At 69.0% G+C, this 15,440-nt stretch carries 13 protein-coding genes; 4 read left to right on the top strand and 9 right to left on the bottom strand.

Annotated features, from left to right (window positions below):
• Positions 1-13: 13 nt before the first annotated feature.
• On the top strand, positions 14-424 hold the full coding sequence (locus GBB76_RS02150) for a GFA family protein (protein WP_152301766.1): 411 nt from the start codon (positions 14-16) through the stop codon (positions 422-424).
• Positions 425-447: 23 nt separating this feature from the next.
• On the top strand, positions 448-1,005 hold the full coding sequence (locus tag GBB76_RS02145; RefSeq protein WP_152301765.1) for a GNAT family N-acetyltransferase: 558 nt from the start codon (positions 448-450) through the stop codon (positions 1,003-1,005).
• A gap of 117 nt (positions 1,006-1,122) precedes the next feature.
• Here the strand turns inward: GBB76_RS02145 and GBB76_RS02140 are convergent, their stop codons facing one another.
• From GBB76_RS02140 to GBB76_RS02120, 5 genes are all read right to left on the bottom strand, one after another.
• Entirely contained in the window at positions 1,123-1,338 is a 216-nt protein-coding gene (locus GBB76_RS02140) for a cold-shock protein (protein WP_013165949.1), read from the bottom strand.
• Between the two features lie 290 nt (positions 1,339-1,628).
• Positions 1,629-1,841, bottom strand: coding sequence for a cold-shock protein (locus tag GBB76_RS02135; protein WP_152301764.1), 213 nt, complete (start codon positions 1,839-1,841; stop codon positions 1,629-1,631).
• A gap of 272 nt (positions 1,842-2,113) precedes the next feature.
• Complete coding sequence (locus tag GBB76_RS02130; protein WP_152301763.1) at positions 2,114-2,431, bottom strand: glycine zipper domain-containing protein; 318 nt, start codon at positions 2,429-2,431, stop codon at positions 2,114-2,116.
• Between the two features lie 170 nt (positions 2,432-2,601).
• Complete coding sequence (locus GBB76_RS02125) at positions 2,602-2,922, bottom strand: glycine zipper domain-containing protein (RefSeq protein WP_152301762.1); 321 nt, start codon at positions 2,920-2,922, stop codon at positions 2,602-2,604.
• Positions 2,923-3,119: 197 nt separating this feature from the next.
• Positions 3,120-5,399: an NADP-dependent malic enzyme gene (locus GBB76_RS02120; RefSeq protein ID WP_152301761.1), complete on the bottom strand. Its 2,280-nt coding sequence runs from the start codon at positions 5,397-5,399 to the stop codon at positions 3,120-3,122.
• 181 nt (positions 5,400-5,580) lie between these two features.
• On the opposite strand from GBB76_RS02120, the gene GBB76_RS02115 reads away from it, so the two are divergent.
• Positions 5,581-7,575, top strand: coding sequence for a hypothetical protein (locus GBB76_RS02115; RefSeq protein ID WP_152301760.1), 1,995 nt, complete (start codon positions 5,581-5,583; stop codon positions 7,573-7,575).
• Between the two features lie 311 nt (positions 7,576-7,886).
• Here GBB76_RS02115 and aspS read toward each other — a convergent pair whose 3' ends face one another.
• Both aspS and GBB76_RS02105 read right to left on the bottom strand, forming a co-directional pair.
• On the bottom strand, positions 7,887-9,659 hold the full coding sequence (aspS, locus tag GBB76_RS02110; protein ID WP_152301759.1) for an aspartate--tRNA ligase: 1,773 nt from the start codon (positions 9,657-9,659) through the stop codon (positions 7,887-7,889).
• A 147-nt stretch (positions 9,660-9,806) separates the two neighbouring features.
• On the bottom strand, positions 9,807-10,277 hold the full coding sequence (locus GBB76_RS02105; RefSeq protein ID WP_152301758.1) for a DUF992 domain-containing protein: 471 nt from the start codon (positions 10,275-10,277) through the stop codon (positions 9,807-9,809).
• Positions 10,278-10,420: 143 nt separating this feature from the next.
• On the opposite strand from GBB76_RS02105, the gene rnd reads away from it, so the two are divergent.
• Positions 10,421-11,593: a ribonuclease D gene (gene rnd / locus GBB76_RS02100; RefSeq protein ID WP_152304720.1), complete on the top strand. Its 1,173-nt coding sequence runs from the start codon at positions 10,421-10,423 to the stop codon at positions 11,591-11,593.
• A gap of 23 nt (positions 11,594-11,616) precedes the next feature.
• Here rnd and GBB76_RS02095 read toward each other — a convergent pair whose 3' ends face one another.
• Complete coding sequence (locus GBB76_RS02095) at positions 11,617-13,137, bottom strand: Ppx/GppA phosphatase family protein (protein ID WP_152301757.1); 1,521 nt, start codon at positions 13,135-13,137, stop codon at positions 11,617-11,619.
• Between the two features lie 4 nt (positions 13,138-13,141).
• Positions 13,142-15,439 (bottom strand): RNA degradosome polyphosphate kinase, encoded by a 2,298-nt coding sequence (locus GBB76_RS02090; protein WP_246669007.1) that lies wholly within the window; start codon positions 15,437-15,439, stop codon positions 13,142-13,144.
• Position 15,440: the final 1 nt, after the last annotated feature.

Genomic DNA, 15,440 nt, shown 5'->3' with positions numbered 1-15,440 from the left:
GGGGAGGAAGACGATGTCCGACCATACGGGGAACGAGAACCACGCGGATGACGACGGCGCACCGGATGCGGCCGTGCCGAAGCTCTCGGGGGGCTGCCATTGCGGCGCCGTCCATTACAATGTCAGCCTCGACCTGACGCGCACCATCGCCTGCAACTGCTCGATCTGCACCAGCAAGGGGCTGATCCTCGCCTTCGCGCCGACCTCCGCTTTCGAGCTGGAATCCGGCGAGGCCAGGCTGCGCGAATACCGCTTCAACCGCCACCTCATCAGCCATATGTTCTGCGCCGATTGCGGCGTTCAGACCTTCTCCAAGGCGACGGCGCCCGACGGCACGCCGACGATCGCGGTGAACGTGCGCACGCTCCGCGACGTCGATCCGGCCGCGCTGTCGCCCATGACCTATGACGGGCGCTCGAGCTGAGGGCCCTCACGCCGCGAGGACGCATGCCCCTCATCCCCACCCTCGACACGCCCCGCCTGATCCTGCGCGCCTACCGGCCGGACGATTTCGAGGCCTATGCCCGGATATGGGCGGAGCCGGAGGTGACGCGCTTCATCGGCGGGCAGCCGCTGGCGCGCGAGGCGGCCTGGGTGCGCTTCCTGCGCCAGATCGGGCTCTGGCATCATCTCGGCTTCGGCTTCTTCGCCCTTGAGGAGCGCGCCAGCGGGGCGCTGGTCGGCGAGGCCGGCTTTCACGACATGAAGCGCACGCTCGAACCCTCCATCGAGGGCACGATGGAGGCCGGCTGGGCGCTGCGGGCGGCGGCACAGGGCCAGGGGCTGGCGGAGGAGGCAATGCGCGCGGCGCTCGCCTGGGGCGACGCGCATGGCCGGGGCACGCGCTTCACCTGCATGATCGAGCCCGACCATGCGGCCTCGCTCCACGTCGCCGGCAAGCTCGGCTTCACCCGCTTTGCGGAAGGCCTCTATGGCGGCCGGCCAATGGTGCTGCTGGAGCGCCCGCGCGGGGGTCCCGGAGGCGGCGCCGAGGCCGGTGGCTGAGGGGCGCACCTCGCCACCCCCGCCATGAAAAAGCCGCCGGTCCCGGAGGGCCAGCGGCTTTCCTGATCGTAGCGAAACGCCAGCGACCGCGGCCGGCGGCGTCCCGTCGGACGGCTCTCAGCCGACGCGGAGGTTGACCGCGGAGGTCTTGCCCGAACGCTGGTCGGTCTGCAGCTCGAAGGACACCTTCTCGCCGTCACGCAGGCCCTGCAGGCCCGAACGCTGAACCGCGCTGATATGGACGAACACGTCCTTGCCCGCGCCATCAGGCTGGATGAAGCCGTAGCCCTTCTGGTCGTTGAACCACTTCACGGTGCCGGTCTGGGTAGACATAAGGGTAGTCTCACGTATCGAGGTTGCGAATGTCAGCTGGAGCGAGGCCCCTGCCGCTGGGTCGAATTTGGAAGAGTGCTGAACGTGCACCAAGCGAGGCAAGGTGAAACGGCCCAGAGTCCAGCCAAAGTCTGTGCGCGAGACTAGCGCGAATGGCGGTCATTGCAAGGGGCGGCGCGGGCCTAAGTGATGGGCGCCTAGCAGAAATGTCGCCGTTCCCGGAAGGAACGACGACATTGTATTCAATCTAAAACGGACAGACCAGTCCGCCGAAGCCGTCGAAGTCTGCGTCAGAGCGGACGCAGATCGACTGCCGATGTCTTGCCAGACCGCTGATCGGTCTGCAGCTCGAAGGAGATCTTGTCACCGTCACGCAGGCCCTGCAGGCCAGAACGCTGAACCGCGCTGATGTGGACGAAGACGTCCTTGCCGCCATTGTCGGGCTGAATGAAGCCGTAGCCCTTCTGCTCGTTGAACCACTTAACCGTGCCGGTATCCGCCATTAGATAGAACCTTCGAGACCTGTGTGACAGCCGGCGCAGCCCGGTGGGAAACGCCGAATTGCAGCCGACTTCCGAGGGAGCGAACGGCCTGCCCTGCGGGCAGCCCCCTCACTCCACCGAATGCGTGCCGACCACAGCTTGGTCAGAAATATGTCATTTCCACGGCACGGATGGCCACAATTCGAGCACAAACTAACTTTCCGGCGAAAACTGACCTGACGGTAACCCGCGCAGGTTGTTCGCGCGCGCCCGGCGCGGTTCGCCCGCCGCGCTCAGCGCCAGCAGCGGCGCCGGTCGACCCGCACCACGCGGCCATTGCGCTGGCGCAGATAGCAGCGATTGCCGCGCCGGAAATAATGGGCCCGCGCCCGGCTGCGGTTGGCGCCGATGACCGCGCCCGTGCCGGCGCCGACCGCCGCCCCGACCGCCGCGCCACGCCCGGTGCCGGTCACCGCGCCGCCGACCGCCGCGCCGGCCACGCCGCCGATGACGGCGCCGCGCGCCGCGCTGCTCTGCGCGGAAACCTGCGGCGCGGCCCACAGCGTCAGCCCCGCGACGGCAAGGGCGGCAAGGGTCCAGCGGATGTTCATGATCTCGGTCTCCAGCGTCGAGGTACCGCTCCGCCTCTCACGAGGCGGCGCGGCAGGGGGATGGATGAGGGGACGAACGCGACCCGCCGGCAGCTTCGCGCCGGCGACAGCCGCCCGGCCAGCGCCGCTCAACAAGCGCCGATCAGCAACAGCCGGTCAGCAATAGCCGGTCAGCAATAGCTCTTGCTGACCTTCACCACCTGCCCGTTCGGGTAGTGGTAGAAGCACTTGCCGCCGGACCAGAAATAGTACGAGCCCTTCTTCTTGTTCTTGTCGCTCTGGTTGCCGATGATCGCGCCGGCCGTGCCGCCGACCACCGCGCCCGCCACGGCGCCGCCGGCGCTGCCGGAGACCGCGCCGCCGATGAGGGCGCCCGCCGCGCCACCGATGATCGCGCCAGCGGCGGTGTCGTTGGCCCGTGCGGGCACCACCGGAGAGCCGAGGACGGCGCCGGCCGCGACCAGGGCGACGAGGGAAAGACGCGCAAGCATGGGTTCAGCTCCTGTGGCGGGCCCACCCCGGCGCCCGCGATGTCCACGACGCGTACCCGCCGCCGCATGGGCGGGGGCAAGGGGCTCTTGCCCGCCACGCCGGCCGGTATGTCGGGACCATCATAGACCGGAAGCGCGCACCCGTCAGCGCGCGCCTCGCCTCGCTTGCCCGGCCGCCCCGGCGGGGCGGGACCGGATCAGACGCCCTGCGCCTCGACGACGGCGATGGCGGTCATGTTGACCACGCCGCGCGCCGTCACCGAGGGGGTCAACACATGCGCCGGGCGCGAGGGCCCGAGCAGGATCGGCCCGACCGGGAGCGCGTCGCCGAACACCTTCACCATCTGGTAGGCGATGTTGGCGGCGTCGAGATTGGGCATGACGAGGATGTTGGCCACCCCGTTCAGCCGGCCGCCCGGCATCACCCGCTCGCGCATCTCGGGCACCAGCGCGCTGTCGCCCTCCATCTCGCCGTCGACCATCAGGTCGGGGGCGCGCTGCTGGATCAGCTCCAGCGTGTGGCGCATCTTGATCGCGCTGCCGTCGTCGCGGCTGCCGAAATCGGAGTGCGAGAGCAGCGCCACCTTCGGCTCGATGCCGAAGCGCCGCACATGGGCGGCGGCGAGCTGGGCCATCTCGGCGAGATCCTCGGCCGAGGGGTCGAGCTGGACCTGGGTGTCGCACAGGAAGAAGGCGCCCTTCTGGGTCAGCAGCATGGACAGCGCCGCCACGTCGCGCACGCCCGGCGCCAGGCCGATGATGGTGCGGATGTGGCGCAGGTGCCGGATGAAGCGGCCCTCGACGCCGCACAGCATGGTGTCGGCATCGCCGCGCACCACCGCCAGGGCGGCGATCACGGTCGGCGTCGTGCGCACCAGCGTGCGGGCGAGTTCGGGCGTGACGCCACGCCGGCCGGCGCGCTCGACATAGGTCTGCACATAGTCGCGGTAGCGCGGATCGTCCTCGGGGTTCACGAGATCGAACTCGCGGCCGGGGCGGATCGACAGGCCAAAGCGCTGCAGGCGCGTCTCGATCACCGAGGGGCGGCCGATCAGGATCGGGCGGGCGATGCCCTCCTCCACCACGACCTGCGCCGCGCGCAGGATGCGCTCATCCTCGCCCTCGGCGTAGATCACGCGCTTGGGCGCCTGCTTGGCGGTGGCGAAGATCGGCTTCATCACCAGCCCGGAGCGGAAGACGAAGCGGTCCAGCTCCTCCAGATAGGCCTCGAAATCGGCGATCGGACGCTTGGCGACGCCCGAGTCCATCGCCGCCCGGGCGACCGCCGGGGCGATGCGCAGGATCAGGCGCGGGTCGAAGGGCGAGGGAATGAGCGAGTTCGGTCCGAACACCGGCGTCTCGCCGCCATAGGCGCGGGCCACCACGTCGGAGGGAGTCTCGCGCGCCAGCTCGGCGATGGCGTTGACCGCCGCGACCTTCATCTCCTCGTTGATCGTGGTCGCGCCGGCATCGAGCGCGCCGCGGAAGATGAAGGGGAAGCACAGGACGTTGTTGACCTGGTTCGGGAAGTCCGAGCGGCCGGTGCAGATCATCGCATCGGGGCGGGCGTCGCGGGCGAGGTCGGGCATGATCTCGGGCGTCGGGTTGGCCAGCGCCATGATCAGCGGGCGCTCGCCCATGGCCTTCAGCATTTCGGGCTTGAGCACGCCGCCGGCGGACAGGCCGATGAAGATGTCGGCGCCGGCGATCACCTCGGCCAGCGTGCGCAAGTCGGTCTTCTGCGCGAAGACGCCCTTATAGGGATCCATCAGCGCCTCGCGGCCCTCATAGACCACGCCCTCGATGTCCGTGACCCAGATGTTCTCGCGGCGGGCGCCCATGGAGAGCAGCAGGTTGAGCGTGGCGATGGCGGCCGCGCCCGCGCCGGAGGTGACGATCTTCACCTCGGACAGCTTCTTGTCGCCGATATGCAGCGCGTTGACGATGGCCGCCACGACGATGATCGCCGTGCCGTGCTGGTCGTCATGGAACACCGGGATGTTCATCATGTCGCGCAGCCGGGTCTCGATCTCGAAACACTCCGGCGCCTTGATATCCTCGAGGTTGATGCCGCCAAAGGTCGGCTCCAGCGCCGCCACCACGGTCACGACATGGTCGGGTTCGAGCGCGTTGATCTCGATGTCGAAGACGTCGATGCCGGCGAACTTCTTGAAGAGGACCGCCTTGCCCTCCATCACCGGCTTGGAGGCTTCCGGGCCGATATTGCCGAGGCCGAGCACGGCGGTGCCGTTGGAGACCACCGCCACGAGGTTCTGCTTCGTGGTCAGCTCGGCCGCCAGCGACTTGTCGGCCGCGATGGCCTCGCAGACGGCGGCGACGCCGGGGGTGTAGGCCAGGGCGAGATCACGCTGGTTCGCCAGGGGCTTGGTCGCCTGGATTTCGAGCTTACCCGGCCGCGGCAGCCGGTGATAGATCATCGCGCCTGAGCGCAGATCATCGGAGATATATGAGGCCATGGCGTTTCCTTCCCCCGGACGTGGCGGGGGAGCATAGGGATTCTGCCTCTCCGCACAACGTCTTTCCCAACATGGGTCCGTCCCAAAATGTAATGCTCGCCTTGAGGCGCTTGGTTTATCGTGCGCGGCAAAGGTGCGACGGCGGGAACCGCCTCGCGCGTCCTTCTCAGGTCCGGTCCGCATGCGCAAGACTTTCGTCGTCGCCCTCGTCGCCCTCCTCGTCGCCGGCGTCGGCGGCTATTTCGGCTTCACCGCCTTTGTCGGCTATCTCGCGCGAAGCCATGTCGACGCCGTTCTGGCCAATCTCAAGGCGGAAGGCGTCGCGGCCGAGGCCGGCGAGGTCGCCTATGACGTGCTCGCCGGGCGTTTCGAGCTGCGCGACCTCTCCTTTTCCGCGCCCGGTCAGGGGACGCTGACCATCGCCGCCTTCGTCGCCAGCGGCATCGAGCGCCCCTCGCCGGTCCGCATCTACGCCCATGAGGTGTCGATCGAGGGCCTGGCCTTCGACGGGCCGTTGCCGCTCGCCCCGGCGGTGGAGGCGCGCTACCGCGCCCCGCACATCGCGCTCGCCGCCGTCGAGATTCCCTCGGAGCTGCGCACGCAGGGCGCGCCGTGGCAGGTCGCGCTCGACTTCTTCCGGCAGGTCACGGCCGACCGGATCACCATCCCCGAATCCACGATGAAGACCCGCAGCGGCGCCGGCGACCGGCTCATCGAAACCGAGGTCACGCACGGCGCGGCCGGCTTCGAGAGGCTGAAGGACGGGCGCTTCGCCCGCACCCACATCGCCCCCTCGCGCTTCACCGTGGGCGGCGCCCCGCGCTATGCCGGGCGCGGCTCGGTCGGCGACGTCCACGCCGAGGGCGTCGACCTGTCGGCGCTGCTGGTCCTGCTCGACCCGCAGGCCCGCGAGGCCGCCACCCAGTTCCGCACGCTCTACGAGGCCGTCACCGTGGACGGTTACGCATTCGACGCCGAGGACGGGCTGGTCCAGCGCTGGCAGCGCATGGAGGCTCGCGACGTGGCCATCCGTCCCGCCGCCATCCCGGCCGAGGAACTGCTCGCCATCGGCCGCCACATGCAGCTTCTCTCGGCGCGCGGCGAGAACCCCTCCGCCGACGAGACCTCCCGGCTCATGGAGGCCATGGCCGGCGTCTATGATGGCGGCCTGCGCATCGGGGCCGTCACCTTCGAGGGGCTGGAGGGCGAGACGCCCGACGGCAGCAAGGCGTCGCTGGCCACTCTCAGGGTAGGCCCGCTCGACGAGGGGCGGCTCGACGCGCTGACGCTGGAGACGCTGAAGGGCACCGAGGCGGACGGCAAGCCGTTCCATGTCGACCGGCTGGCGATCGGCGGGCTGCGCCCGGGCGCGGCGATGGCGGCGGCCGCGCAGATGGCGCGCGACGCGGACGCCCTGCTCGAATGGCCGGCGCCGCTGTTCGGCCTCGTCGGCAGCGTCGAGCTGTCGGGGGCCGAGGCGCCCACCGACGAGGGCGGGCCGGTGAGCATCGACAAGCTGGCGCTGGCATGGACCGGCGAGCCCGACGCGCTGCCGACGCAGTTCTCGGCGACGCTGCGCATGACCGGCCCGACCGGCGCGGTCGGCCGCGGCCAGAGCGCCTTCGCGCTGGTTCCAGATCAGGTCGGCCGGGCGAGCGTCGCCGCCGACATCGGGGCAAGCTGGAACGAGGCGGACGGCACCGTCACGCTCGATCCGTTCTATGTCGAGGTCTCCGACGGCTTCTCGCTGACCGCGAAGCTGGTGCTGAGCGAGGTGGACGATTCCGTCTTCTCCACCGAGCCCGACGAGGCGCTGGCCGGCATCGGCCAGATCAACCTCACCGCGCTCGACGTCAGCGTGACCGATTCCGGCCTCTACCAGCAGAAGCTCGACGAGGCGGCGAAGGAACAGGGCATGGCCGCCGATGACATCCGCCAGCTCATCGCCGGCTTCGCCGACCTGCTGCTGGCGCAGGCTGTGACCGACCGGCCCGAACTCGGCCCGGCGGTGCAGGCCTTCGTCAGCTTCATCCAGAAGCCCACCAGCACGCTGGCGCTGCGCCTCACACCGCGCGCGCCCCCGCTGCCGCTGCTCGCCATCATCGAAGGGCTGAAGGGCGACGACGCGCTCGGCATCGTCGACGAGCTCAATGTCGAGGTGCTGGAAAAGAACTGAAGGGATCGAAGGCCCCGACGGCATCCGCCGGGAACCGACGTCATCACCGGCCTCGTGCCGGGGATCCACGACTTGGGGCGGTGACGCGTGCTGGACCGATCCAGACGTGGATGGCCGGGATAACCCCGGCCATGACGGCCGGCCCGAAGGCGCGACGTGCCCCCTTACCCTCTCCCCGACGGGGAGAGGTGGCCCGCGAAGCGGGTCGGTGAGGGGCGCCCTGCCGGCGGAGCCTCAAAAGCCCCTCACCCAACCCTCTCCCCGCGGGGAGAGGGCTTTTCCCTCACTTTTGCCGCCTCACTTGTATCGCCTCACTTCTCCGGCAGGTTGGTGCGGATGTGCAGCTCGCGAAGCTGCTTCGGGCTCGCCTCGTTGGGCGCGCCCATCAGGATGTCCTGCGCCTGCTGGTTCATCGGGAAGATCGAGATTTCGCGCAGGTTCGTGGTGCCGCACAGCAGCATCACGATGCGGTCGACACCGGCCGCCATGCCGCCATGCGGCGGGGCGCCGTACTGGAAGGCGCGGTAGAGGCCGCCGAAGCGCTCCTGCACCGTCGCCTCGTCATAGCCGGCGATCTCGAACGCCTTCACCATCGCCTCGGGGCGGTGGTTGCGGATGCCGCCCGACGCGATCTCGTAGCCATTGCAGGCGATGTCGTACTGGAACGCCTTGATGGTCAGCGGGTCCTGACCGTTCAGCGCCTCCAGCCCACCCTGCGGCATGGAGAAGGGGTTGTGCGAGAAGTCGACCTTCTTCTCGTCCTCGCTCCACTCGTAGAACGGGAAGTCGACGATCCAGGCCAGCTCGAAGCGGTCATGGTCGACGAGGTTCAGTTCCTCGCCGACACGGGTGCGGGCGAGACCGGCGAACTTCACGAACTTCGCCGGGTCGCCGGCGACGAAGAACGCCGCATCGCCCGCCTCAAGGCCGAGCTGCGCGCGGATGGCTTCGGTGCGCTCGGGACCGATATTGTTGGCGAGCGGGCCGGCGCCCTCATTGCCTTCGCGCCACATGATGTAGCCGAGGCCCGGCTGGCCCTCGCCCTGCGCCCACGAGTTCATGCGGTCGCAGAAGGCGCGCGAGCCGCCGCCCTTGCCGGGAATCGCCCAGACACGGTTCTGCTCGGCTTCCAGCATGCGCGCGAACACCTTGAAGCCCGAGCCCCGGAAGTGCTCGGACACGTCCTGCATCTCGATGGGGTTGCGCAGGTCCGGCTTGTCGGTGCCGTATTTCTGCATCGAAGTGGCGTAGGGAATGCGCGGCCAGTTCTTCGTCACCGGCTTGCCGTCGGCGAACTGCTCGAACACGCCGGTAATCACCGGCTCGACGGCGGCGAACACGTCGTCCTGCTCGACGAAGCTCATCTCGAGGTCGAGCTGGTAGAACTCGCCCGGCAGGCGGTCGGCGCGCGGGTCCTCGTCGCGGAAGCAGGGGGCGATCTGGAAGTAGCGGTCGAAGCCGCTCATCATGATCAGCTGCTTGTACTGCTGCGGCGCCTGCGGCAACGCGTAGAACTTGCCCGGATGCAGGCGGCTCGGCACGAGGAAGTCGCGCGCGCCTTCCGGCGAGGAGGCGGTGAGGATCGGGGTCTGGAACTCGAAGAAGCCCTGCCCCTTCATCTTCGCGCGCATGGCGTCGACGATGGCGCCGCGCGTCATGATGTTCTTGTGCAGCTTCTCGCGGCGCAGGTCGAGGAAGCGGTAGCGCAGCCGCGTCTCCTCGGGATACTCGACATCGCCGAAGACCGGGAGCGGCAGCTCGGCGCTGGCGCCCAGCACCTCGATCTCGGTGGCGTAGACCTCGACCTGGCCGGTCGGCAGGTCGGGATTCTCGGTGCCGGCCGGGCGCAGGCGCACGCGCCCGTCGATGCGGACCACCCATTCCGCGCGCACGGTCTCGGCCAGCTTGAAGGCCGGGCTGTCGGGATCGACCACGACCTGCGTCAGGCCGTAATGGTCGCGCAGGTCGACGAACAGCACGCCACCATGGTCGCGGATGCGGTGGCACCAGCCCGAGATGCGGGCGGTCTCGCCGACATCGCTCGCGCGAAGGGCTCCGCAGGTGTGCGTGCGATAGCGGTGCATGGGTGAACCCCGGCTCTTTTCCCGGCGCGGACGCCGGCTGGCAACAACGAAAACCCCTCTCGCGGGGCGCGCGGAGGGGTGCATGCAGGGCCGGGCTTTGTCAAGAAGAGAGCCCACGCGGACGCGGCGCGCCCGCGTGGGGAGAGATCACGGCACGTAGCGCAGGTGCAGGCCGCCGACGCCGAGCGCCAGCGAGGCGCCGACATTGCCCGAGACCGAGACCGGGTTGAGCGCGACGGACTGGTCGGAGCCCACAAGCACGTTGGCACCGACGCCAATACCGAGCGCGACATCGCCGGTGACGCCGGCATAGGGGCCGGCCAGAGCGCCCGGCGCGACCGACTTGGTGAGCGCCAGCACGCCCCAGGTCATCACGCCGCCGCCGGTCACGCCGAGTTCGAGGCCGATATTCTTGATGGTGCCGGAATATTTCTGCACCGGGCTGTTGTCGGCCGGGGTGAAGGTGCAGGTCAGCTCCTGCTTCGACTCGACCAGCATGCCGATGCTGGCGCCGGCATTGCAGACCAGCACGCCGGCATCCACGCGCTCGGCGGCGGCGGCCGGAACGAAGGAGCCGGCCAGCACGGCCGCGGCAAGGGCGAAGGCGACGTTCTTCATGGGTTCCCCCGGGGAGAGGCCGGCCGAAACCGGCGGTTGAATTCGCCTGCGATTCGTAAAGGCGAATGGTTAATGCTTCTCGACAATTACGGCGCTATTTCGGGGTGTATCGAGGGCACGACTCCGATATGAACATGTCCGACATGAACATGATCACCACCACAGACGACCTCGAAGCAGCCTGCGGGCGGCTGGCCCGGCACGCCTTCATCACCGTCGATACCGAGTTCCTGCGCGAGACGACGTTCTGGCCGAAGCTCTGCGTCGTGCAGCTCGCCAGCACCGACGAGGCCGTCGTCGTCGACGCGCTGGCCGAGGGGATCGACCTTGCCCCCTTCTTCGCGCTGATGTCGGACGAGAAGGTGCTCAAGGTCTTCCACGCCGGCCGGCAGGATATCGAAATCGTCTGGCACCTCGCCGGCATCATCCCGCACCCGGTGTTCGACACCCAGGTCGCCGCCATGGTGCTCGGCCATGGCGACTCGATCTCCTACGACCAGCTCGTGCAGCGCCTCACCGGCCATGTGCTGGACAAGTCGCTGCGCTTCACCGACTGGTCGCGCCGCCCCCTCTCCACTGCACAGATCGCCTATGCCGAGGCCGACGTGACGCATCTGCGCGACGTCTTCCTCAAGCTCGACGCCGATCTCAAGAAGCGCGGCCGCGCCGACTGGGTGGGCGAGGAAATGGCGGTGCTCACCTCGCCGGACACCTACCGGCAGGAGCCCGAGCGCGCCTGGGAACGGCTGCGCTCGCGCGCCCGCAAGCCCAAGGACCTCGCCGTCCTGATGGAAGTCACGGCCTGGCGCGAGCGCGAGGCGCAGTCGCGCGACACGCCGCGCTCGCGCATCCTCAAGGACGACGTGATCGGCGAGATCGCCTCGCAGCAGCCGACCTCGATCGAGAAGCTCGGCCAGCTTCGCTCGGTGCCCAAGGGCTTCGAGCGCTCCCGCGCCGGCGAGGCCATCGTCGAGGCGGTGAAGGCGGGCCTTGCGCGCGATCCCAAGACGCTGCCCCGCATCGAGCGCGAGAAGCCGCTTTCCAACGGCGCCTCGGCGACGGTCGAGCTGCTCAAGGTGCTGCTGCGCATGACCTCCGAGCACCACGGCGTCGCCGCCAAGGTGATCGCCACGGTGGACGACCTCGAACGCATCGCCTCCGAGGACGAGCCGGACGTGCCCGCCCTGCACGGCTGGCGGCGCGAGCTGTTCGGCGAGAGCGCGCTGGCGCTGAAATCCGGCCGACTGGCGCTGGCCATGCAGCGCGGGCGGGTGATCGCCGTCGAGCGCATCCCGGCGCCGGCGCCCGAGGCCTGAGCCCCTCTCCCATCGCGTGAGTGTCAGCCGGTCGTCACCACCATCGGCTCGCGGCCGATCAGCCGCGCCAGCGTGCGCAGCCGGTTGACGATGCGCTCGCCGCCGAGCGGCGCCAGATCGCCGGTCAGCAGCAGCGCCAGCTTGCCGCGGTCCACCGTCAGCGGGGTCAGCGGCAGCGTGCCGGGCATGGCGGCGGACAGGATGTAGCCGACCCGCATCGCCGCGCCGAGAATGCGCGCGCGGTCCAGCAGCCGGGCCGAGACCAGCTCGCGGATGCGCGGCGACAGATCCTCGTCGATCAGCCCGACATGGCGGTAATAGATCGCCAGCGCCAGGAAGGCGCGGCCGGGATGGTCGACGCCGATGAAGGCGGCATGGGCGATGAGGTTGAGACTCTGCTCGCCGCGATAATCGGGATGCGCCCGCCAGCTTATGTCCGAGAGCAGGCAGGCGGCATGACGCAGCCTCTTCTCCTCGACGCTCTCGTCGATGCCGGAGGAGGCCATGAAGCGGTCGGTCCAGTCGATCAGTTCCCAGCCATGGGCGGTGGAGCGCGAGCGCACCTCGTTCAGCTCGGCGGCGGCGCTGATCAGCGGATCGGCCTTGCGCTCGTCGTCGGACAGCAATTCGTAGAGCCGCCCCTCGCGCACGCCCTGCGCCGACAGGAAGACATTGGCCGGCTTGCCGACGCGCAGGATGTGCTCCAGCACCAGCGCGCCATAGGCGAGCAGCGGCCGGCGCACGTCCGAGACCGTGTCGATGCGCGAGAGCGTGTCCACCGGCACCCGGCGCACCAGCCGGCAGAACTCCAGCGCCTCGCGGCCGGGAATGACATAGCCGTGCATGACGTGCAGCGGATAGCCGCGCTGGAACATGTGGAGGCGCGCCAGCGCGCGCCACGTGCCGCCAACGGCGTAGAAGGTGCGGCCCTTTAGGTGCTCGAGATGTGGCTCCTTCGCCAGAAGGTCCTTGGCGATCTTGTCCGCCTTCTTGAGCGAACGGCCGGACGTGTCCTGCAAAGCGAGGCCGCCGAGCGGGAAGGTCACGCCGGAGCCGATGCGCTGGCCGTGCAGGTCGGCCAGTTCCAGCGAGCCGCCACCGAGGTCGCCGACGACGCCATTGGCGTGATGGACGCCGGAGAGGATGCCGAGCGCGGAAAGCTGCGCCTCGCGCTTGCCGGAGAGCACCTCGACCTCGGTGCGGCAGATTTCCGTGCAGGCGGCGACGAATTCCGGGCCGTTGGAGGCGTCGCGGGCGGCGGCGGTGGCCAGCACATAGACCTTGCCGACGCCCATGCGGTCGCACAGCACGCGGAAACGCCGCAGCGTGACGAGCGCCTTCGCCACCGCGTCGGGGTTCAGCTTGCCGGTGGTCAGCACCTCGCGGCCAAGGCCGCAGGACGCCTTCTCGTTGAAGATCGGCGTCGGGCTGCGCGACAGCCGCTCATAGACGACCAGGCGAACCGAGTTCGAGCCGATGTCGATCACAGCGATCGGGGCACCGGAAATCAGGCCGTGGCCGGCCTCGCGCGCGGAACTGCTCATGGCGTCACGCGCGGTCGCGGCGACGGAGGAGGTTTCGCGGCGACGAGTCTTTGAGCGACTTCCCACGTCCGGACAGGCTCGGATTGGTCATGAAATACTGCTGGGCGTTGAACTTCTCTTCGCCCTCGCCCGGCACTATGCGTTGCGAGGAGCCGTCCGGCAACACGCGCCAGCTCTGCTGGTTGTCCTGCAGGTTGGCCACCATGATCTGGTCGAGGATCTGCATGTGCACCGTCGGGTTGACGATGGGGCACAGCGTCTCGACGCGCCGGTCGAGATTGCGCGGCATCAGGTCGGCGGAGGAGATGTAGAGCGCCGCCTCCTGATGCGGCAGGCCGTGGCCGTTGCCGAAGGCGTAGATGCGCCCGTGCTCGAGGAAGCGGCCGACGATGGACTTGACCCGGATGTTTTCCGACAGGCCCGGAACGTTCGGCCGCAGGCAGCAGATGCCGCGCACCACGATGTCCACCGGCACACCGCTCTGGCTCGCCCGGTAGAGCGCGTCGATGATGGCGGGGTCGACCAGCGAGTTCATCTTGAGCCAGATCGCCGCCGGACGGCCGGCCTTGGCGAAGGCGATCTCGGCGTCGATATGGTCGAGGATGCGCGCCTTCAGCGTCAGCGGCGAAACCGACATCGCCTCCAGCTCCGCCGGCTCGGCATAGCCAGTGATGAAGTTGAAGATGCGGGCCACGTCGCGGGCGATCACCGGGTCGTCCGTGAAGTAGGACAGGTCGGTGTAGATGCGCGCCGTGATCGGGTGGTAGTTGCCGGTGCCGACATGGCAGTAGCTCGCCAGCGTGCCTCCCTCGCGGCGCACCACAAGCGAGAGCTTGGCGTGGGTCTTCAGTTCCAGGAAGCCGAACACCACCTGCACGCCCGCGCGCTCAAGGTCGCGGGCCCAGCGTATGTTGGCTTCCTCGTCGAAGCGCGCCTTCAGCTCGACCAGCGCCGTCACCGACTTGCCGGCCTCGGCCGCCTCGGCCAGCGCCTTGACGATCGGGCTGTCGGAGGAGGTGCGGTACAGCGTCTGCTTGATGGCGACGACGTTCGGGTCGCGCGCCGCCTGCCGCAGGAACTGCACCACCACGTCGAAGGATTCGTAGGGGTGATGGACCACGAGGTCCTTCTCGCGGATCGCCGCGAAGCAGTCGCCGGCATGGTCGCGGATGCGCTCGGGAAAGCGCGGATTGTACGGCTTGAACTTGAGATCGGGCCGGTCGATGCCGACAAGCTGGCTGAACTCGTTGAGCGCCAGCACGCCGTCGACCAGGAAGATCTCGTCCTCGACCACGCCGAGCTCGCGGGCGACGAAGGTGCGCAGTTCCTCGGGCATGGAGGCGTCGATCTCCATCCGGATGACCTGCCCCAGGCGCCGGCGCTTCAGCGCCGACTCGAACTGGCGCATCAGGTCCTCGGCCTCTTCCTCGACTTCGAGGTCGCTGTCGCGGATGACGCGGAACCCGCCCTGCCCGCGCACCCGGTAGCCGGGGAACAGCCGGCCGATGAACAGGCCGATCATCTGCTCCAGCGTGATGAAGCGCATCACCCCGCCCTCGCCGTCGGTGAGGCGGATGAAGCGGTCGATCTTCGCGGGAACGCGGATCAGCGCGTTCATCGTCCGCCCGTCATGGATGCGGGCAAGCTGGAGCGCCAGCGAGAAGCCGAGATTGGGGATGAAGGGGAAGGGATGCGCCGGGTCGATGGCCAGCGGCGTCAGCACCGGGAAGACATGGATGAGGAAGAAGTCGTCGAGCAGCGCGCGGTCGGCCTTGTCGACATCGGCGCCGTCGACCAGCACGATGTTGCCGCCGATCAGTTCCTGGCGCAGTTCGCGCCAGCGCGCCTGCTGGTCCTCGGCCAGCGCCGCCGAGGCGGCGCCGATGAGCGGAAGCTGCTCGGCCGGGGTCAGCCCGTCCGGGCTGCGCCCGCCATAGCCCTCGCGAAGCTGTTCCTTGAGACCCGCCACGCGGACCATGAAGAACTCGTCGAGATTGTTGGCGGAGATGGACAGGAAGCGAAGCTGCTCCAGCAGCGGGTGCTCGCGGTTGGACGCCTCCTCCAGCACGCGGCGGTTGAACTGGAGCCAGGACAGCTCGCGGTTGATGAAGCGTTCCGGCGAGGCGGCGAGGTCCGCCTCCAGCGGGCGCGTCACCACCGGCGCATGGACGGGCGCCTCTCCCAGTTCGGCCGTCACGGCCCCGGTCTCGGTCTCGTTCACTCCCGCCACTCCACCCGGCTTGCCGACTATCTTCTTCGACCGGCGCGAAGGTCGCCGCGCAGCGTTACGAATGGATGACATG

This window comes from Ancylobacter sp. TS-1 (genome assembly GCF_009223885.1).
GTDB lineage: Bacteria > Pseudomonadota > Alphaproteobacteria > Rhizobiales > Xanthobacteraceae > Ancylobacter.
Note: the sequence above shows the minus strand (reverse complement) of the source record. Positions and strands in the feature narration are given on the sequence as shown.